This is a genomic window from Citrobacter arsenatis (assembly GCF_004353845.1).
Lineage (GTDB): Bacteria > Pseudomonadota > Gammaproteobacteria > Enterobacterales > Enterobacteriaceae > Citrobacter > Citrobacter arsenatis.
Genome location: NZ_CP037864.1, coordinates 1,163,328 through 1,182,865, shown reverse-complemented (window position 1 = coordinate 1,182,865; position 19,538 = coordinate 1,163,328). Strand labels below are relative to the sequence as shown.

Annotated in this window: 16 protein-coding genes; 6 read left to right on the top strand and 10 right to left on the bottom strand. The window is 57.5% G+C overall.

Translation table 11 applies throughout. The annotated features are described in order from the left end of the window. Position 1: 1 nt before the first annotated feature. Positions 2-964, bottom strand: a complete 963-nt coding sequence (tauA, locus tag E1B03_RS06510; protein WP_103771067.1) for a taurine ABC transporter substrate-binding protein — start codon at positions 962-964, stop codon at positions 2-4. 328 nt (positions 965-1,292) lie between these two features. On the opposite strand from tauA, the gene E1B03_RS06505 reads away from it, so the two are divergent. The 6 genes from E1B03_RS06505 to fbpC all read left to right on the top strand — a co-directional run bounded on the left by E1B03_RS06505 (position 1,293) and on the right by fbpC (position 9,154). After that, on the top strand, positions 1,293-1,922 hold the full coding sequence (locus tag E1B03_RS06505; RefSeq protein ID WP_133087196.1) for a response regulator transcription factor: 630 nt from the start codon (positions 1,293-1,295) through the stop codon (positions 1,920-1,922). Continuing rightward, positions 1,922-3,463, top strand: a complete 1,542-nt coding sequence (locus E1B03_RS06500; protein ID WP_103771065.1) for an MASE1 domain-containing sensor histidine kinase — start codon at positions 1,922-1,924, stop codon at positions 3,461-3,463. Before E1B03_RS06505 ends, E1B03_RS06500 begins: the two co-directional genes overlap by 1 nt. 85 nt (positions 3,464-3,548) lie before the next feature. Beyond that, a complete protein-coding gene (uhpC, locus tag E1B03_RS06495; protein WP_103771064.1) occupies positions 3,549-4,853 on the top strand; it encodes an MFS transporter family glucose-6-phosphate receptor UhpC in 1,305 nt (434 codons plus the stop codon). Next, a complete protein-coding gene (locus tag E1B03_RS06490; RefSeq protein ID WP_133085879.1) occupies positions 4,850-5,881 on the top strand; it encodes an ABC transporter substrate-binding protein in 1,032 nt (343 codons plus the stop codon). The genes uhpC and E1B03_RS06490 overlap by 4 nt, the downstream gene beginning before the upstream one ends. 136 nt (positions 5,882-6,017) lie before the next feature. Next, on the top strand, positions 6,018-8,096 hold the full coding sequence (locus E1B03_RS06485) for an ABC transporter permease (protein WP_133085878.1): 2,079 nt from the start codon (positions 6,018-6,020) through the stop codon (positions 8,094-8,096). An 11-nt stretch (positions 8,097-8,107) separates the two neighbouring features. Next, positions 8,108-9,154 carry a ferric ABC transporter ATP-binding protein gene (gene fbpC, locus E1B03_RS06480; RefSeq protein ID WP_133085877.1) on the top strand — a complete coding sequence of 349 codons (1,047 nt, stop codon included), beginning with the start codon at positions 8,108-8,110 and terminating at the stop codon, positions 9,152-9,154. A gap of 79 nt (positions 9,155-9,233) precedes the next feature. Here the strand turns inward: fbpC and mmuM are convergent, their stop codons facing one another. The 9 genes from mmuM to E1B03_RS06435 form a co-directional block, all read right to left on the bottom strand. Then, positions 9,234-10,166 carry a homocysteine S-methyltransferase gene (mmuM, locus tag E1B03_RS06475; protein ID WP_133085876.1) on the bottom strand — a complete coding sequence of 311 codons (933 nt, stop codon included), beginning with the start codon at positions 10,164-10,166 and terminating at the stop codon, positions 9,234-9,236. After that, a complete protein-coding gene (mmuP, locus tag E1B03_RS06470; RefSeq protein ID WP_133085875.1) occupies positions 10,153-11,556 on the bottom strand; it encodes an S-methylmethionine permease in 1,404 nt (467 codons plus the stop codon). The genes mmuM and mmuP overlap by 14 nt, the downstream gene beginning before the upstream one ends. A 274-nt stretch (positions 11,557-11,830) precedes the next feature. Further along, positions 11,831-13,042 (bottom strand): 3-(3-hydroxy-phenyl)propionate transporter MhpT, encoded by a 1,212-nt coding sequence (mhpT, locus tag E1B03_RS06465; RefSeq protein ID WP_103771134.1) that lies wholly within the window; start codon positions 13,040-13,042, stop codon positions 11,831-11,833. Positions 13,043-13,110: 68 nt separating this feature from the next. Further along, positions 13,111-14,124 carry a 4-hydroxy-2-oxovalerate aldolase gene (gene mhpE, locus E1B03_RS06460; protein WP_103771059.1) on the bottom strand — a complete coding sequence of 338 codons (1,014 nt, stop codon included), beginning with the start codon at positions 14,122-14,124 and terminating at the stop codon, positions 13,111-13,113. After that, positions 14,121-15,071 carry an acetaldehyde dehydrogenase gene (mhpF, locus tag E1B03_RS06455; protein ID WP_103771058.1) on the bottom strand — a complete coding sequence of 317 codons (951 nt, stop codon included), beginning with the start codon at positions 15,069-15,071 and terminating at the stop codon, positions 14,121-14,123. Before mhpF ends, mhpE begins: the two co-directional genes overlap by 4 nt. Then, the gene (mhpD, locus tag E1B03_RS06450) at positions 15,068-15,877 is read right to left on the bottom strand and encodes a 2-keto-4-pentenoate hydratase (RefSeq protein WP_103771057.1); all 810 of its coding nucleotides are present in this window, start codon (positions 15,875-15,877) and stop codon (positions 15,068-15,070) included. The genes mhpF and mhpD overlap by 4 nt, the downstream gene beginning before the upstream one ends. Positions 15,878-15,886: 9 nt before the next feature. Beyond that, a complete protein-coding gene (mhpC, locus tag E1B03_RS06445) occupies positions 15,887-16,753 on the bottom strand; it encodes a 2-hydroxy-6-oxonona-2,4-dienedioate hydrolase (RefSeq protein ID WP_103771056.1) in 867 nt (288 codons plus the stop codon). Between the two features lie 28 nt (positions 16,754-16,781). After that, a complete protein-coding gene (mhpB, locus tag E1B03_RS06440) occupies positions 16,782-17,726 on the bottom strand; it encodes a 2,3-dihydroxyphenylpropionate/2,3-dihydroxicinnamic acid 1,2-dioxygenase (RefSeq protein WP_133085874.1) in 945 nt (314 codons plus the stop codon). 1 nt (position 17,727) lies between these two features. Further along, positions 17,728-19,392 carry a bifunctional 3-(3-hydroxy-phenyl)propionate/3-hydroxycinnamic acid hydroxylase gene (locus tag E1B03_RS06435; protein WP_103771054.1) on the bottom strand — a complete coding sequence of 555 codons (1,665 nt, stop codon included), beginning with the start codon at positions 19,390-19,392 and terminating at the stop codon, positions 17,728-17,730. Positions 19,393-19,538: the final 146 nt, after the last annotated feature.

Here is a 19,538-nt window from a genome sequence, read left to right as displayed (position 1 = left end):
TTTATTGCACGAAGCGATCGGTCACGTACTGACTGTAATCCGTGGCGACGGCGGGAACTTTGCCCTGCTCTTTAAGGAACTGCGCGGTATCGATAATCGCTTTATTCACCGGCCCGGTTAACTCTGCACTTTGCTGTTGCGCCGTCAAATAGGTGTTTCCCTTCACCAGTGCTGGCACATCCGCCTCCGGCACCCCGCTTAAACGCGACAGCTTGCTGATATTTTCCGGCTGCTTCAGCCATTCATCAGGATTAGCGATATATGGCTGCTGCGCATCGATGGCGCTTTTGGCAAAGGCTTTCACCACCTCAGGATGCTTCTGGGCAAAATCTTTGCGCACCACCCATACGTCCAGCGTCGGCGCGCCCCACTCACCAACCTGAGAGGAGTCGGTCAACACCTTACCGTCTTTTTCCAGCGCGTTGACCGCAGGCGCCCAGACGTACGCGCCATCAATGTCTCCACGCTGCCAGGCGGCAATAATCGCCGGTGGCTGCAGGTTCACAATCTCTACCTGGCCGGGTTTAATCCCCCAATGCTTCAGCGCTGCCAGCAGGCTGTAATGGGTGGTGGAGATAAACGGCACGGCAATGCGCTTGCCAATTAAATCTTCCGGTTTACTGATGTTTTTCTTCACCACCAGCGCTTCAGAATTGCCGAGCTTTGACGCCAGCAGGAAAACCTCAATGGGCACCTGCTGACTGGCAGCAACCGCCAGTGGGCTGGAGCCAAGATTACCGATCTGTACATCACCGGATGCCAGTGCCCGAACGATGCTCGCGCCGCTGTCGAATTTGCGCCAGTCAACGGTAGCGCCGCTCTCTTTAGCAAACGTGTTATCCGCCTGTGCCACTTTAGCGGGTTCGGCGGAGGTCTGATAAGCAACGGTGACATTCACCGCCTGTGCCTGAAATGCGATGAATGCCAGTGCGGCAAGAAGTGCGTTACGCGATGAAATAGCCATGATTGTCTGCTCCCCTGTCTTGTTATGGAGGCAGTATTTCGTTGCGGCACAATTTGATAAAGGAATTAAAAATTCTGGCTAAGAACAAAGCGTTTTTAGAAAAAAAACGGCAATAGTTAGCTATTTCGCTCATTACAGAACGTAGGCCGGATAAAGCGCTTGCGCCGCCATCCAGCAATCAATGCCTGATGCGCTGCGCTTATCAGGCCTACACTCGCTGTAAATTATTGCGATTTTGTTACATTCGTTACATAACCGCTCCCCGGTGATTGCCAGCGCGGCGCTGGCAGGCATCATAGACGCTATTGTCAGGCAAGAGAGCAATATCATGATTCATGTTGTGCTGGTGGATGACCATGTGGTGGTGCGTTCCGGCTTTGCGCAATTACTCAGTCTCGAAGGCGATCTCAACGTCATCGGCCAGTACAGCAGCGCGTCCCAGGCGTGGCCTGCGTTACTGCATGATGACGTCAGCGTTGCGGTGATGGATATTGCCATGCCGGATGAAAATGGCCTGAGCCTGCTAAAACGACTACGGGCGCAGAAGCCCGGTTTCCGCGCCATCATTCTCAGCATTTATGACTCGCCCACGTTTGTGCAAAGCGCGCTGGATGCTGGTGCCAGCGGCTATCTGACCAAACGCTGCGGACCGGAGGAACTGGTGCAGGCGGTACGTTCGGTCGGTATGGGCGGGCATTACCTGTGCGCCGACGCGCTGCGGGCACTTCGCGGCGGTGAACAACCCGCGCAGGTACTGGAGGTGCTGACCCCACGCGAGCGCGAAGTGTTTGATCTGTTGGTCAAAGGCGACAGCGTGAAAGAGATCGCCTTCAAGCTGGATCTCAGCCACAAAACGGTGCACGTTCATCGGGCGAACGTGCTGGGCAAACTGCAATGCCACAGCACCATCGATCTGGTGCATTTTGCCCTCGACCACCAGCTATTGACGGGGCATTAATGTCGCGTAGCCTTCGGCATTGGGTTATTTCTCTGTTTATTCTACTGGCCTGGGGATCGGGCTGGCTGATGCTGTGGACGCTGGGGTTTTACCTGACCCACAACGGCCAGCAGGCGGCTCTATTCCTGCCGCACGGCGTCTATCTCGCGCTGTTAATCCTGCTTTCACGCCGTTACTGGCCCGCGTTGGTACTGCCGCCGGTGCTGATGTTGTTCTGGCTACACAGCGAGCAATTATTGAATGGCTATATCCTGCTGGTTGCACCGTTAATTAGCCTGATTCCGGCGAGCATCGGCCAGTCATACTGGCACCGCTTCCCCCTTTACTGGCAGCGCTTAACGCTGCTGCTGGCCGCTGTAACAATTACCTCATTGCTCAATACCGCCCTGCTTTCACCGTTTATTCAAAGCCCGGCGACGTTAATAGGTCTGGCGTCGTTTACCGGCGGCGTGCTGCTGACGCCGTTTGTCTATCTGATCTATGAATTTTTGCGCCAGCAGCACCGCTATCATCTGCTCGGGCTGGATACCACCAATCCCCCACTGCGCACCTCGCTTATCATCTGGTGCAGCCTGTTTTTTATTATTGGCATCGGCACCCAGATGGTGCTGTCGCCAGAGATCGAACGCCTGCTGCTGATCGTGGTGTTCTTACCGAACGTGGTGATGGCGTGGAAATTTGGCTGGCAGGGCGGCGTGTTGTCCGGATTACTCGGCAGTATGATGATCACCATCGCCCGACAAATCGGTGTCGGGTTCAGTAACTTACTGGAGCTGGAGATTTTCCTCGCCACCCAGGCGCTGCTGGGTATTGGTCTTGGCATCGCCATTAGCCGCCAGCAGCATCTGGCGCAAAACCTGCACCATTATCGCCAACGCCTGGAAACCGAACTGGCGGCGCGACGCGCGCTGACCGAACAGCTAATCCGCACCGAAGAAAACACGCGCAAGAGCCTTGCTCGGGAGCTGCACGACGAAATTGGTCAGAACATCACCGCCATTCAAATTCAGTCGCAACTGGTCAAACGCGCGCCGGGTCGTGAGCAAACGCTCGAGGCGGCAAATCAGATCAACGATCTTGCCCGACGCATTCACCACTCCACCCGCCAACTGCTGCGCCAATTGCGCCCGCCCGCGCTCGATGAACTGGCCTTTAAAGATGCGCTGCAGCATCTGGTGAATGAATTTGCTTTTGCCGAACGGGGTATTCGCTGCCAATTTGACTATCAGATTGAAAACACGCCAGAAAACGAAACGGTGCGCTTCACGCTGTATCGCCTGCTGCAGGAGTTACTCAATAACGTCTGTAAACATGCTCACGCCAGCGACGTGTCAATTACGCTGCGCCAGCGGGAACAGCGTTTGTTTCTGGACGTCGCTGACAACGGCGTCGGCATTCTGCCTGAAAAGATTCCCGGTTTCGGTATCCAGGGGATGCGTGAGCGGGTGAGCGCCCTTGGCGGCGAACTGACGCTCGAATCAAGCAACGGCACGCGGGTAATTGTTAACCTGCCCACAAATTTGCAACAAATCAGCCGCTAACCAGGAAAAAGTCTTAGTCACTGCGGACTTTCTCTCATCCCCTTTTGCTTTCACTTTCCTATAGTCAGCACAAACGGAGACTGCCATGCACGCACGTTCAGCCAGCGAAACAGACCAACAATACCGGACGCTGCGTCCACAGCTGCTGATGTGCATGGTCATTGGCTACGCGGCGTTTTACCTGACGCGCAAAAGTGTTAACTACGTCCTCCCGGCGCTGCAAACGGATCTGGGTCTGGATAAAGGCGATATCGGCCTGCTCGGGTCACTGTTTTATCTGACCTATGGTCTGTCGAAATTCACCGCCGGGCTGTGGCACGACAGCCACGGACAGCGCGCGTTTATGGGCATTGGCCTGTTTGCCACCGGCGTTTTAAACGTGCTGTTTGCTTTTGGTGAATCGCTGACGCTGCTGCTGGTGGTCTGGACGCTAAACGGATTTTTTCAGGGCTGGGGCTGGCCGCCCTGCGCCCGCCTGCTGACCCACTGGTACTCGCGCAACGAACGCGGTTTCTGGTGGGGCTGCTGGAATATGTCAATCAACATCGGCGGCGCCATTATCCCGCTGATTAGCGCCTTTGCCGCCCACTGGTGGGGCTGGCAGGCAGCCATGCTGGCACCGGGGATAATCAGCATGGCGTTAGGTATCTGGCTCACTCTGCAACTGAAAGGCACGCCCCAGGAAGAAGGTTTACCCACGGTTGGGGAATGGCGGCATGACCCGCTGGAACTGCGTCAGGAGCAGCAAAGCCCGCCGATGGGGCTGTGGCAAATGTTACGCACTACCATGCTGAAGAACCCGATGATCTGGCTGCTCGGCGTGTCGTATGTGTTGGTCTATTTGATCCGCATTGCGCTCAACGACTGGGGCAACATCTGGCTGACGGAAAGCCACGGCGTGAATCTGCTCAGCGCCAATGCCACGGTGATGCTGTTTGAAGTCGGCGGCTTGCTGGGGGCGCTGTTTGCCGGATGGGGATCGGATCTGCTGTTCAGCGGTCAACGTGCGCCGATGATTTTGCTGTTCACACTGGGGCTGATGGTGTCCGTCGCCGCGCTGTGGCTGGCGCCGGTACACCATTATGCGCTACTGGCAGTGTGTTTCTTTACCGTGGGCTTTTTTGTGTTTGGCCCACAGATGCTAATTGGCCTCGCAGCCGTTGAATGCGGACACAAGGCGGCGGCAGGTTCAATTACCGGTTTTCTCGGGCTGTTCGCCTATCTGGGGGCCGCGCTGGCGGGTTGGCCGCTGTCGCTGGTCATAGAACATTACGGCTGGTCGGGAATGTTCAGTTTGCTCTCGGTTGCCGCTGTCTTTATGGGTTTATTGCTGATGCCGTTGCTCATTGCGGGCATTACCCCTTCTCTCAGTCAAAGGATAAAACAATGAAACTGACGCTTACCTCTACCCTGATCGCTTCCGCTCTGACGCTGGCGGCCTTCAGCAATGCAGCCCAGGCGCAGGGCCGTCTGGTGGTGTATTGCAGCGCCACCAACGAGATGTGCGAAACCGAAACCAAAGCCTTCGGTGAAAAATATGATGTGAAAACCTCATTCATTCGTAACGGCTCGGGCAGTACGCTGGCGAAAGTCGATGCCGAGAAGAAAAACCCGCAGGCGGATGTGTGGTACGGCGGTACGCTGGATCCACAGTCTCAGGCCGGTGAAATGGGCCTGCTGCAGCCGTACAAATCACCAAACCTTGAGCAGATCATGGAGAAGTTCCGCGATCCCGCGAAGGTAAAAGGTAACCTCTCTTCGGCGGTTTACGTCGGAATTCTGGGCTTTGGCGTCAATACCCAACGCCTGAAAGAGAAAAACCTGCCGGTACCAAAATGCTGGAAGGATCTGACCAAGCCGGAATACAAAGGCGAAATCCAGATTGCTGACCCGCAAAGCTCCGGTACCGCCTACACCGCGCTGGCCACCTTTGCCCAGCTGTGGGGTGAAGATCAGGCCTTTGACTACCTGAAACAGCTCAACGTCAACGTCTCTCAGTACACCAAATCCGGCATTGCCCCGGCGCGTAACGCCGCCCGTGGCGAAACGGCTATCGGCATCGGTTTCCTGCACGACTACTCGCTGGAGAAAGAACAGGGCGCGCCGCTGGAGCTAATCTCCCCATGCGAAGGTACCGGCTATGAAATCGGCGGCGTCAGCATCCTGAAAGGTGCACGCAACGTCGACAACGCCAAACTGTTCGTTGACTGGGTGCTGTCGAAAGACGCGCAGGAGCTGGCGTGGAAGCAAGGTAAATCCTATCAGATCCTGACCAACACCACCGCCGAGACCTCCCCTAACTCGCTGAAGCTCGACGACCTGAAGCTTATCAATTACGACATGGATAAATACGGTTCGACCGACGTACGTAAGGCGTTGATCAATAAGTGGGTTAGCGAAGTTAAGATGGGTAAATAAAACATGACGACCTTCATCGGATAAGGTTACGTAGGCCGGATAAGGCAACACCGCATCCGGCAACGATCTTCACCCTGAATGCCGGATGGCGCATACGCTTATCCGGCCTTGATCAGGATTGAACACCGGAAACGCTATGTCACACACACTTGCACTCCATCCCGTGAAAAAACGGGATGCGATATTCCTTTGGATTTTGCTCGGCTGGCTGGCGTTTGCCCTGCTCCCGAGCTGGAGCCTGGACTACGGTCTGCTGGAGTCCACGCGCGAAGAAATACTCGCCGCCTACGGCTGGTCACAGCTCAATATCAGTTGGCTCTGGTATCTGCTGCCAAGTCTGCTGCTGGTGCGCCCATTCCATGAAGCCAGACGCGAACAGCGCAGCCGCCATTATCTTGACGCGGGCTGGGCATTTTTCTGTATGGCCTTTATTGTCGCCAGCGCCACCCTTGAAGGGCGCGGCTTAGGCTATGCCACCATCGTGCTGTTTGTGGCGCTTGGCGCGATCATGACCCTGGCGCTCACTCGCCTGGAATGGCTGGGCGGCGACCGTTTCGTTATCGGCTCGCTCACCGCGATTGTCGCGCTGATCGGTATTTTTATCGTCTGGCCGAGCATCGCCATTTTCATTCCGATGTTCACCAACGACGCCGGAGAATTTGCCCCGCTGGCGTTTATGACTGTGCTGTCGCAGGCGCATATCATCCAGGTGATCCTCAACTCGATTATGCTGTCGATTGCCGTCGGCGTCGGCTGTACCTTCTTTGGTATGGTACTGGCAATCTACACCACCCGTATCGCCAGACGCAGCGCCATCATCGGACGTATCTTCTCGATTTTGCCGATCGTCACCCCGCCGTTTGTCGTCGGCTTAGGCGTGACGCTGATGATGGGACGCTCCGGCTACATCACCGAATTTATGGTCGAGTGGTTTGGCTTAACCAACACCAACTGGCTGTATGGTTTTACCGGCATCTGGCTGGCGCAGGTGCTGGCTTTTACGCCGATGGCGTTTATGATCCTCGACGGGGCGATCAAAACTATCCATCCGTCGCTGGAAGAAGCGTCATACACCCTACGCGCCAGCCGCTGGCAGACCTTTAACGGCGTGTTTGTCCCGCTGCTAAAACCGGCGCTAGCGAACGCCTTTTTAATTGTGGTGGTGCAGTCGCTGGCCGACTTTAGCAACCCGCTGGTGCTCGGCGGTAACTTCGACGTACTGGCAACGCAAATCTACTTTTACATCACCGGTTCGCAGCTCGACTACCAGGCCGCCAGTACGCTGGGTGCCTTCCTGCTGCTGTTCTCGCTGCTGGTATTCTGCGTGCAGTATATGTGGATTGGTAAACGCTCGTACGTCACCGTTTCCGGTAAATCCTACCGGGGCGACGTGCAGCCACTGCCGGTAACGCTGGTGTGGAGCGTCGTCGCGCTGCTGGCGGTGTGGATTGCCTTTAACGCCCTGCTGTATGGCAGCATTTTCTACGGTAGCTTCACCGTTAACTGGGGCGTGGACTACACCCTGACGCTGGCTAACTTCACCAAACTGTTCGGCCAGGGGATGAGCGATGGCGCATGGCCTTCACTGCTCGACACCCTGCTCTATGCCGGGATTGCCGCGCCGATCACCGCCATCTTTGGCCTGCTGATTGCCTGGATTGTGGTGCGCCAGCAGTTTAAAGGCAAAAAAACCATCGAGTTCACCACCATGCTGTGCTTTGCCGTTCCCGGCACCGTCGCGGGCGTGTCGTACATTCTGGCCTTTAACAGCGCCCCGGTGTACCTCACCGGCACCGCCGCCATCGTGATTATCTCGATGGTGATGCGTAACGTCCCGGTCGGTATCCGGGCAGGCATCGCGGGCTTAGGCCAAATCGATAAATCGCTCGATGAAGCCTCGCTCAGCCTGCGCGCCGGTTCCCTGCGTACCATTACGCATATCCTGCTGCCGCTACTGCGCCCGGCAATCCTCTCGGCGCTGATCTACAGCTTTGTGCGCGCCATTACCACCGTCAGCGCCATTGTATTCCTCGTCACTCCGGATACCCGCGTGGCGACGGCCTACATCCTGAACCGCGTGGAAGACGGCGAATACGGCGTGGCGATTGCCTACGGTTCCATTCTGATCGTGGTGATGCTGGCGATTATTTTTATCTTTGACTGGCTGATCGGTGAATCACGAACCTCCCGTTCAAAAGCCAAAAACAAGGCGTAATGGAGCGCACTATGACTCAGAAAAATTTCGTTGAACTGCGCAACGTCACTAAACGATTTGGCAGCAACACGGTTATCGACAATATCAACCTCACCATTCCGCAGGGGCAAATGGTCACCCTGCTCGGCCCGTCCGGCTGCGGCAAAACCACCATATTGCGCCTGGTCGCCGGGCTGGAAAAACCGAGCGAAGGACAGATTTACATTGATGGCGAAGACGTCACCCATCGCTCTATTCAGCAGCGCGATATCTGTATGGTGTTTCAGTCCTATGCCCTGTTCCCGCATATGTCGCTGGGGGAGAACGTCGGTTATGGCCTGAAGATGCTCGGCGTGTCGCGCACAGAAGTGAAAGCCCGCGTCAAAGAAGCGTTGGCGATGGTGGATCTGGAAGGATTCGAAGACCGCTTTGTCGATCAGATCTCCGGCGGTCAGCAGCAGCGCGTGGCGCTGGCGCGCGCATTGATCCTCAAGCCGAAAGTGCTGCTGTTTGATGAGCCGTTAAGTAACCTCGACGCCAACCTGCGTCGCAGCATGCGCGACAAGATCCGCGAACTGCAAAAGCAGTTTGATATCACCTCGCTGTACGTCACCCACGATCAGAGCGAAGCCTTTGCGGTTTCCGATACCGTGCTGGTGATGAACAAAGGGCACATCATGCAGATCGGCTCACCGCAGGATCTCTATCGCCAGCCGGCCTCCCGCTTTATGGCGAGCTTTATGGGCGATGCCAACCTGTTCCCGGCTACCTTCAGCGACAGATACGTTGATATCTACGGCTATCATCTGCCGAGCCCATCGCACTTTGGTACGCAAGGCGAAGGGATGGTCGGTGTGCGCCCGGAAGCGATCACGCTCAGCGATCGCGGCGAGGAGAGTCAGCGCTGCGTGATCCGCCACGTCGCCTATATGGGGCCGCAGTATGAAGTGACGGTAGAGTGGCACGGACAAGAGATTTTATTGCAGGTCAACGCTACGCGTCTGCAGCCGGACGTCGGCGAGCAATATTATCTCGAAATCCACCCGTACGGCATGTTTGTCCTGGCGGATGCTGGGTGATTGATGCCGGGTGGCGCTTACGCTTACCCGGCCTACGGTTTGTGCAATTTGTAGGCGGAGCCGCCACCCGGCATTATTCTCAGCGCTGCGCGTTCAGTTCAGCAATATCCTTCGGCGTCGTCCGGCAGCAGCCGCCAATCAGCTTCGCGCCCGCCGCCAGCCACTGGGGTAAATACCCCGCCAGCGTGGCGCACGCTTCGCCGTGATGATGCCAGGTTTTGCTCACGGCATCGTAATGCTCGCCCGAGTTCGGATACACCACCAGCGGCAGCACCGTTAAACCGTGTAAATGCTGCAACGCAGCGGTGGTGTTTTCCAGCGCAATACAGTTAATGCCTAGCGCCACCACCTGCGGATAACCCGCCAGCAACGCAACCACGTCACGCAGCGGCGTACCGTCGCTCAGGTGCTCGCTGTCGCGCAGGGTAAATGAGAACCACGCCCGCGCACGCGGATATGCGGTCAACAGCTCAGCCAACGCCTCAATCTCGGCAAAATTCGGCAGGGTTTCGCAGGCCAGCAGATCGGCCCCGGCATCCAGCAAGGCTTCCACGCGCGGGCGATGAAACGCCTGAAATGCCTCAACGCTACAATGATAATCGCCACGGTATTCAGAGCCATCCGCCAGATACGCGCCGTAAGGCCCGACGGATCCCGCCACCAGAAGCGTTCCCGCCTGCGGGTTCTCTGCCAGATACGCTTCACGGGCTTTACGCGCCAGCTCCACGCTTTTGCCAATCAGCGCTTTCGACTGCGCTTCATCCAGACCTCGCGCGGCGAAGCCCGCCGGCGTCGCCTGATAGCTGGCAGTGATCGCGCATTGCGCCCCCGCCCGGTAGTAATCAAGATGCACTTCGCGGATAAGCTCCGGGTTTTCTACCAGCACTTTGGCTGACCACAGGCTGTCGGCTAAGTTACACCCTCGCGCTTCCAGCTCCGTCGCCATCGCGCCATCCAGCAACAGGACATCCTGTTTCTCAAGGAGAGCGCGTAACGGATTATTCTGCGACATGTTCTGGCTCCTGTTTTGCGTTACGGGGTTGAGTAAGGAAATAAGCACCATAGCACAACGCGACAAACGGTAACCCGCACCACAACGCAATTCTCTGCGCTGGATCGAATGCCAGCCCTACACAGGCCACCAGGCACAGCACAAAACCTGATATCGGCACCAGCGGATACCACGGCGCACGATAATGTAATTCACTCAATGCCTTACCTTGTTGCAGATGACGGCGGCGAAAAACAAAATGTGAGGCGCAAATGCTCAGCCACACCGCCACCACCGCAAACCCGGAAATTGCCGACAGCGCAACAAATACCGTGTCCGGAGCCACCACGCTGGAAAACAGCGCCAGCACGCCGCCGAGCATACTGACCGACAGCGCCGTCAGCGGCACACCGTTTTTCGTTACGCGGGCAAAACAGGCTGGCAGCGTACGTTCATTCGACAGCGACCACAGCATGCGCCCGGAGGCATACAGCCCGGAGTTCGCCGCAGACAGGATGGCCGTCAGGATCACGAAGTTAAAAATATCGGCGGCGTATGGAATCCCTACTTTCTCAAACACCAGCACAAACGGGCTTTTCTCCACGCCCGCCTGCTGCATCGGGATCAACGCCGCCAGTACAAATATGGTGCCAATAAAGAAAATAATCAGCCGCGCGATGGTGGTACGAATTGCCACCGGGATAACCTTGCGCGGATTTTCCGTTTCACCCGCAGCAATACCGATAAGCTCGGTACCCGAAAAAGCAAAGTTTACCGCCACCATAGTCATCAGGATCGGTAAACCGCCGTGCGGGAACCAGCCTTCCGCCGTGATATTACTCAGTCCCGGCGCGGGCGAGCCATCCTGCATCGGGATAAAGCCGAAAATTGCCGCCCCGCCGAGGATGATAAAGGCGATGATAGTGACCACTTTTACCAACGAGAACCAGAACTCACCTTCGGCAAAAAAGCGTGTGGAGATGACGTTCAGGCCAAAAATGATCACGCAGAACACCACGCACCAGACCCATACCGACACCTGTGGAAACCAGTACTGCATACAGAATCCGGCGGCGGTAAAGCTCGAACCCAGCGCCACGGTCCAGGTCAGCCAGTAGAGCCAGGCCACGGTATATCCCGTTGCCGGACCCAGATAACGCGCGGCATAGACGTGAAACGCCCCCGTCTCAGGCATTGCGACCGACAGCTCGCCCAGACACTGCATAACCAACCAGACCACCAGCGCGCCAATCAGATAGGCCAGCAGCGTTCCCGCCGCTCCGGTGGTGGAGATGATGTACCCGGTATTAAAGAATAATCCTGTGCCAATCACGCCGCCCAAGGAGAGCATAATCAGGTGACGCGTTTTCATTGTGCGCTTCAGTGGCGCATTTTGTTGTGTTGTTTGCATATGACCTTCTAAACGTATGGACATCTAAACATCCAAAGAAGGTTCGTTATACCGCGTTTGTTAACAGAATGCAAAGTCAACCCTGCACCAGACGCAGATGACCGCGCCGGGCGCTTAATACCGGGTGAGGATTAATAATCAAATACAAAAAGGGCCGCCAGCTCATAACGCCTCCGTTGCCAGGCTTTATATAAACTCTGGCAACGTGGTCGTAGGCTGGCGTTCACCCGGAAGTGGGAACCGTATCCACCCGCTCATACAACCGAATGAGTGCTTAAGCGCCGCTGGCCGGGATCGGCATCTGCGATTTGCGGCTCATCAGGATAAATACCGCCAGGCCCGCCAGCAAAATGCCCGGCGCAGAAGCCGCCATCACACCTACCGTTCCGGTACCCAGCGCTAACATTTTCCCGGCCAGCAGCGGACCGCTCATTGCGCCCAGACGCCCAACGGCAACAGCGGTGCCCACGCCGGTGGCGCGGATCTGCGTGTTGTAAAACAGCGGTGCCAACGCATACAGCACGCTTTGCCCACCGGTGGCAAACATCCCCGCCACAAATCCTGCCATCAGCATGCCGCTCAATGACGACACCGTACCCAACGCCAGCAGCGAAACCAACATCCCGGTATAGATCAAAAGCGACATCACCACCGGGCGTAGTTTGTCCATCAACGCCCCGAGAATTAACGTACCGCTGGCCGCACCGATTTGCAGAGCAAACATCACGCCAGCCGCCTGTGAGGGCCGAAATCCCTGCTCTACCAGCAGCATCGGCAGCCAGTTGATCAGCATATACACCACCAGCAGGGTGAAGAAATAGCACAGCCACAGCAGCAGCGTAGCGCTCGCCGTCGCTGGCGCAAACAGGGCGCGCAACGGCGCGGCAGCCACCTGCGTTTGCTGAGCATACACCTGGGATTCCGGTAGCCAGCGCATCAGCAGCGGCACCAGCAGCAGCGGGATCACGCCGCCAACCCAGAACACGGTTTGCCAGGCGGAGGCCAGACCGCTAAACCCGAGCGCCGCCGCCAGCGCCGCGCCAATCGGTACACCGCAGTACATTAGGCTCACCGCCGTACCGCGAAAACGCGGGCCCGCCGCTTCGGAGGTCAGTGCGATCAGGTTCGGCAACGCCGCGCCCAGCCCAACGCCGGTCATCAGGCGGGCAAACACCAGCGATGAAAAATCCCATGAAATCGCCGTCGCCAGCGAGAACAAACCAAACAGCGCCACAGAGGCAATAAGAATGCGTTTACGGCCATAGCGGTCGGCCAGCATGCCGCCCACCAGCGCGCCGGGCAACAGCCCGAGAATGCCCGCGCTGAAGATCCAGCCCATCTGCATTTTATCCAGCGCAAACGCCTGAGCGATACCGACGGCAGCGATCCCGGCGGCCTGGAGATCCAAACCTTCCATCAGGGCGACTAAAAAGCAAAGCCCGACGGTCAGCGTCAGGCGGTAAGATGTGGGGGTTGGGGTAGACATAAGATGTACCTCTGAGGTCACAATGCAGGTGAATCGCGGCTGATACGTTGCCAGCCGCGTAATCATTTTTATTTGCTGTTGCGCAGATCCAGCGCCACGTCGACGATCATATCTTCCTGACCGCCCACCATTCGGCGTTTGCCCAGTTCAACCAGAATATCGACCGCACTCAAGCCATAACGCTCTGCCGCCACTTCGCAATGACGCAGGAAGCTGGAGTACACTCCGGCATAGCCCAGAGCCAGCGTTTCGCGATCCACCCGCACCGGACGGTCCTGCAGCGGACGCACCAGATCGTCGGCGGCATCCATCAGCGCATACAGATCGGTGCCGTGCTGCCAGCCGAGCTTATCCGCCGCAGCGATAAACACTTCCAGCGGCGCGTTGCCTGCGCCTGCGCCCATACCGGCCAGGCTGGCATCAATACGATCGCAGCCCTCTTCCACCGCGGCAATCGAGTTTGCCACGCCGAGACTCAGGTTGTGGTGCGCATGCATTCCGGTTTCCGTCTCCGGCTTCAGTACCGCTTTCAGGGCGCGGAAGCGAGCGCGAATATCGCTCATATTCATCGCCCCGCCGGAATCGACCACGTAGATACAGGTCGCACCGTAGTTTTCCATCAGCTTCGCCTGCTGGGCCAGGTTCTCCGGCGTGGTCATATGACTCATCATCAGAAAGCCGACGGTATCCATACCCAACTCGCGCGCATACTGAATATGCTGGGCCGACACGTCCGCTTCGGTACAGTGGGTCGCCACACGTACTACTCGCGCGCCGGCCTGATACGCATTTTTCAGGTCATGAATGGTGCCGATACCCGGCAGCAACAGCGTGGCGATTTTGGCGTGTTTGACCACCTCCGCCGCCGCTTCAATCCACTCGAGGTCGCTGTGCGCGCCAAAACCGTAGTTAAAGCTCGAACCTTGTAAACCGTCGCCGTGGGCCACCTCAATGGAATCAACCCGCGCATCGTCCAGCGCTTGCGCAATCTGACGCACGTTTTCCAGCGAATACTGGTGACGAATCGCATGCATACCGTCGCGCAGGGTCACGTCAGAGATATAGAGTTTTTTACCGTTCATGCTGCTTCTCCTGCCTGACGGGTGAGTGACTGCGCCATCTTCTCAGCGGTCGCCAGCGCGCTGGAGGTCATAATGTCGAGGTTGCCCGCGTAGGCAGGTAAATAGTGCGCCGCGCCTTCCACTTCGAGATACACCGCAGTTTTCAGCCCGGAAAACTGGCCAATACCCGGCAGATTTACCGGTTTATCCTGCGGGATAACTTCAAACTGCACGCGCTGTTTCAGCCGATAGCCCGGTACGTACGCCTGCACCGCCGCCGCCATCTCGTTAATTGACGCTTCAACTTCAATCTGGGAGGCCGCTTCGCTCAGCACATACACCGTGTCGCGCATCATTAGCGGCGGCTCGGCAGGGTTAAGGACGATAATGGCTTTGCCCTTTGCCGCGCCGCCGACCACTTCAATCGCCTTCGAGGTGGTTTCGGTGAACTCATCGATATTGGCGCGAGTACCCGGCCCCGCGGATTTACTGGCGATCGAGGCGATAATTTCGGCGTAATGGACTTTTGCCACGCGAGAAACTGCTGCCACCATCGGGATGGTCGCCTGCCCGCCGCAGGTCACCATATTGACGTTCTGCCGATCGACGTTAGCCTCCAGATTCACCACCGGCACGCAGTACGGGCCAATCGCCGCGGGCGTCAGGTCGATCAGGCGGATGCCTGGTTTTACGGCGCGAAGCAGGGCGTCGTTCTTCACATGCGCGCCCGCGCTGGTGGCATCAAACACGATGTCGATGTCGGTGAATTCCGGCATGGCAATCAGCCCCGTCACCCCTGCATGGGTAGTAGCGACGCCCATACGCCGGGCGCGGGCAAGCCCATCGGATTGCGGATCAATCCCCACCATTACCGCCATCTCCAGATTCACGCCGTGGCGCAGAATTTTAATCATCAAATCGGTGCCGATGTTGCCGGAGCCGATAATGGCGACCTTACGCTTACTCATGACTGACTTCCTTTTGTAACCGCCGCTGAAAAGGTGGCGGCAACTGAACCAATACCGTCGATATGGGCTTCAAAACGATCGCCCGCATTCACCGCCACCATCGGGCCTAACGCACCGGTGAGAATAATGTCTCCCGCACGCAGCGGTTCGCCGAGGCTGGCCATTTTGCGCGCCAGCCACACGGCGGCGTTGACCGGATGTCCCAGACATTCACTGCCGCGTCCGCTGGAGACCTCTTCGTTATTGCGCGTCATTTTCATCGCGCAGTTTTTCAGATCTAATCCTGCCGGACGCTGTGCCGGGCCGCCGACTACATACACGCCGCAGGAAGCGTTATCCGCCACGGTATCAACAAACTTGATTGACCAGTCGCGGATACGGCTGCCGACCACTTCCAGCGCGGGAAGCACCCACTCGATGGCGTTGTACAGCTCATCAAACGTAGTGTCGGCGTTGGGTAGATCGCGGTTCAGCACCAGCGCAATTTCCGCTTCAATACGCGGTTGCAGTACACGCGAAAACGGGATGATGTCGTTGTCGCCGTAGCACATGTCGGCAAACAGCGTGCCGAAGTCCGGCTGATCGACGCCCAGCTGTTGCTGCACTTTCGGGTGCGTCAGCCCCACTTTGCGCCCAACCACGCGACGCCCGCGCGCCACGTCGTACTGCACGTTGATGCGCTGAATGGCGTAGGCCGCGTCGGCGTTGTCCACTCCAATCAGCTCACGCAGTGGGGAGATAGCTTCTCCTTTTTCCTCTGCAAGGCGTAAGCCAGCGGCTAACTGCTCAAGATTTAGATTCGTCATGTTTGTTCCTTAAGGGCGTGCGAGGAAGTTCAGCACCAACTGGTTAAAGGCATCCGCATGTTCCCACTGCGCCCAGTGCCCGCAGTCGCGGTAGATATGCAGCTCGGACCCGGCAATCCCGGAGAGCAGGCGCAGACCGGCGTCCATCGGTACGAAACGGTCGTTGCGTCCCCAGATAATCAGGGTCCGGGCTTTGATTTCTCCGAGGCGCGGGCTGAAATCCGGGAACTGTTTCGGGTTGGCTTCCAGGCTGCGAACAAAGTTTTCCAGGTGATCGCGACGCGACAGCATGTTATTCAGACGCGCTTCAAACAGCGCCTCGGTCAGGTCGCTGGTGTCGAAGACAAAGATCTCCATCATCAGCTTCAGATTCTCGATGGTCGGCTCGCGGTACAGCTGATTCAGGCGCTTGATACCTTCAGTCGGCATCGGCGTAAACAGGCTCATGCCCCCCGTTCCGCCGCCCATCAGCACCAGCTTGCCCACGCGCTCCGGCCAGCTCAGAGTAAACGCCACGGCACTGTGGCCACCCATTGAGTTACCCAGCAGGTGGACCTTCTGAATATCCAACCGATCTACCACGCTTTTCAGAATGCGAGCGTTGAGATCGGATCGCGAACCGTGGTTAACGATCCCATCGCTTTTGCCCCAGCCAGGACAATCCAGCAGGATCACCCGGTATCCGGCCTGCACCAGCGGATCGATATTGCGGCTGAAGTTCGCCCAGCCCGTCGCCCCCGGACCAGAGCCATGCAGCAGCACGACGGTCTCTTCGCCCTGCCCACAGTCATTGAAATGCACGCGTAGCGTTTCGCCTGCTTCCTGCACCTCCAGAAAACGACTGGTCGCGGCTTCGGTTTGCGGTTGGTAAGTCATGATGTTCTCCTGCATATTCAGTTCTGTTTCAGTTCTGTGTGGTGGCGCTCAGGGAGCCGAATCCGGCGATCCACTCAGGGATCGGGCGGTAATAACGGCCTTCGCTGCGCCAGTTGCCAAAGGCAGAAAGCGCGGCGAAGGCGGCAACCCAGGTTTTCACTTCGTGCGTTGATTTGCCCGCCATTGCGGACAGTTCTTCATTACTGACCGCATCCAGCTCCTGCAAACGCCCCTGCTCAAGCAGCGTCATAAAGCGGTTATCCCAGACGGGGTTAAGCGGGTGCAGCGAGTGTTGATCGACCACAAACTTCTCGGCGGCGCTGATCACCCGCTGCTGGCGCAGCTCGCGCTCGTTTTCAGGCAACTGTTTGCCGCTGCCGAGCAGGCGGTCACGCATATGGGCATCGGCCTTCGCCAGCTCCGGTACCGGCGGCTGATGCGACAGGCCGCCGGAGCCTAAAAACAGCACGCGTTTATTCAGTGAGCTGGCGAAACGGCCGATCGCTTCACCGAGCATACGGGTACGCTGAAAGCCCGGCAGCGGCGTAGCGACGCCGTTAATAAACACCGGCAGCACCGGCACTTTCTCCAGACCGCCAAGCAAAAACTCCAGCGGCTGCGCAAAGCCGTGATCGACCTGCATGTTGTAGGACACGGCAAGATCGATACCGCTTTTCATCACCGCATGGGCGCAGGCCTCTGCGAGATCGGTGGGCACCGGCAGTTCCCCCGCCGCGCTGCCGAAATCGCCGATCGCCGTGGCTCCCACGCCTAAACAGAACGGCGGCATCACGTCGTAGAAAAAACCGTTGTAGTGATCCGGGGCAAACAGCACCACCAGTTCAGGATCGAACGCCGCAATACGTGCGCGGGCGCTGGCGATCACGCCATTAACCTCGTCGAGCACGGCCTGCGCCGGGTCGACGTAACCCACCAGCGGCGAGTGGGAAAGACAGTGAAGATAAGCGTGCATATCAGGCCACCTTTTCAACGGGAATATCGGCATTAACGCGGGTCAGCGTCATTACCGACGCCAGTTTATTCAGGGTGCTGCCCAGGGTTTGCGGAATGGCGATGGCGGCGACAAAGCGGTCCGGGCGCATCACCACCAGCGCGGCGTTGTGCTGGGCAAACCACGCGCGCAGGCGGTTTTGCGTATCGCCAATGCGGGTAACGCCGGCGTGGTTATCCTGATCGGTGCTGATTTGTGTATCCGGCACCACCTGGATAAACCGCGTGCCCAGCGCCTGCCACTGCTGGATCTGCGCCTCGCTCATGCCCCACAGCGGGTTACAACCCCAACCGATGACCGCGAAATTCGGTCCAATAACGTTGTCGAGTAAGGTCACTTCACCTGTTTCCAGTGTCACCTTCGGCTGGATAAACATCTTGCCGACCGGTGACGTTTTCGCCTCGCCTTCACGAACCAGCGCCCCGGCGTGGTACTGCGGCATCGGCTTAAAGCGCATTTCCAGGAAGTAGCGTTTGACCGGCGGAATATAGTTCAGCAGCCAGGAAACTCCGTCGCGCACCGTCCCGTGCCAGCGTTTCGGCGGCGCAAGTACGTTGCCTGCGGTCACGGAGAGATCGATCATCGCTTTGGCGTGGTCGCGGCGTTCCTGCTGGTAGGTATCCAGCAGCGCATCATCGGCTTTGCCATTAATCACCAGCGCCAGTTTCCACGCCAGATTGAAGGCATCACGCATACCGCTGTTGTACCCCTGCCCCTGCCAGACCGGCATAATGTGCGCCGCATCGCCCGCCAACAGCACACGGTCAATACGAAAACGTTCGGCCAGACGGGCGTTATGGGTATACACGCGCTGGCGGATCAGCTCAACGTTGTCCGGGTTCGGTAGCACTTTGCTCAAGAGCTGGCGCATATTCTGCGGTTCGCTGAGCTGCGCTTCGGTTTCTCCCGGCATCACCATAAATTCAAAACGGCGCACCGCGTGCGGCAGCGCGGCAGAAACATACGGACGCACCGGATCGCAGCACAGGTACACATGCGGCGTGCTGAGCGGATCGTTGGCGATATCCACCACAATCCACTGATTCGGCGCAGTTTTGCCTTCAAACGGCACATTCAGCGAACGTCTGACATTGCTGGCCCCGCCGTCACAGGCCACCAGCCACTGGGCTTTTACCGTTTCGCGCTGACCATCCGGCGCTTTCAGATTCAACGTCACTTCGCCATTTTGCTGGCTGAAGGCTTCCAGTTCGCGGGAGAACAGACAGCGCACGTTGGGAAAACGCGTCAGCCCTTCCAGCATCACCGCGTCTACCTGCGGCTGAATAAACGCGTTGCGGCGCGACCAGCCAAATTCATCGGTCATTGGCTGGATATCAGCAAAGCAGCGGCCTTTCGGGGTGAGAAAACGCATCGCATGCCACGGCGTGGTGTGCGGCAAAACGTTCTCTACCAGACCGACAGACTGCATGGTGCGCAGCGCTTCATCGTCAATACCGATGGCGCGGGGATAGTCGATCAGCGTGTCGAGCTTCTCCACCACCAGCACCTCAATGCCCATTTGGCCAAGATAGTTCGCCATCATCAGCCCTACCGGGCCGGCTCCAGCAATCGCGACCTGCACGGTGTGCTGTACAGCGGGTTGGATATCAGGATTTATCGTTGTCATTTCAGAACCTCACTACTCGGACAAAACGCAATTGCAGGCCCTGGTGAGGCGCAATTTGTTTTGTTAAAAATATGTGAATAATTTTTATTGTGCGGTCAGTATAGAAGTGAGTTTTTGCGCTACAATCAAAACATGCCTGGATGTGC

Excerpts from the sequence above, each read along its gene's own strand:
- mmuM (WP_133085876.1), bottom strand. The coding sequence starts at position 10,166 with ATGTCGCAGAATAATCCGTTACGCGCTCTCCTTGAGAAACAGGATGTC.
- E1B03_RS06485 (WP_133085878.1), top strand. The coding sequence starts at position 6,018 with ATGTCACACACACTTGCACTCCATCCCGTGAAAAAACGGGATGCGATA.
- fbpC (WP_133085877.1), top strand. The coding sequence starts at position 8,108 with ATGACTCAGAAAAATTTCGTTGAACTGCGCAACGTCACTAAACGATTT.
- E1B03_RS06490 (WP_133085879.1), top strand. The coding sequence starts at position 4,850 with ATGAAACTGACGCTTACCTCTACCCTGATCGCTTCCGCTCTGACGCTG.
- mhpB (WP_133085874.1), bottom strand. The coding sequence starts at position 17,726 with ATGCACGCTTATCTTCACTGTCTTTCCCACTCGCCGCTGGTGGGTTAC.
- tauA (WP_103771067.1), bottom strand. The coding sequence starts at position 964 with ATGGCTATTTCATCGCGTAACGCACTTCTTGCCGCACTGGCATTCATC.
- E1B03_RS06505 (WP_133087196.1), top strand. The coding sequence starts at position 1,293 with ATGATTCATGTTGTGCTGGTGGATGACCATGTGGTGGTGCGTTCCGGC.
- mmuP (WP_133085875.1), bottom strand. The coding sequence starts at position 11,556 with ATGCAAACAACACAACAAAATGCGCCACTGAAGCGCACAATGAAAACG.
- E1B03_RS06435 (WP_103771054.1), bottom strand. The coding sequence starts at position 19,392 with ATGACAACGATAAATCCTGATATCCAACCCGCTGTACAGCACACCGTG.
- mhpE (WP_103771059.1), bottom strand. The coding sequence starts at position 14,124 with ATGAACGGTAAAAAACTCTATATCTCTGACGTGACCCTGCGCGACGGT.
- mhpF (WP_103771058.1), bottom strand. The coding sequence starts at position 15,071 with ATGAGTAAGCGTAAGGTCGCCATTATCGGCTCCGGCAACATCGGCACC.
- mhpD (WP_103771057.1), bottom strand. The coding sequence starts at position 15,877 with ATGACGAATCTAAATCTTGAGCAGTTAGCCGCTGGCTTACGCCTTGCA.
- uhpC (WP_103771064.1), top strand. The coding sequence starts at position 3,549 with ATGCACGCACGTTCAGCCAGCGAAACAGACCAACAATACCGGACGCTG.
- E1B03_RS06500 (WP_103771065.1), top strand. The coding sequence starts at position 1,922 with ATGTCGCGTAGCCTTCGGCATTGGGTTATTTCTCTGTTTATTCTACTG.
- mhpC (WP_103771056.1), bottom strand. The coding sequence starts at position 16,753 with ATGACTTACCAACCGCAAACCGAAGCCGCGACCAGTCGTTTTCTGGAG.
- mhpT (WP_103771134.1), bottom strand. The coding sequence starts at position 13,042 with ATGTCTACCCCAACCCCCACATCTTACCGCCTGACGCTGACCGTCGGG.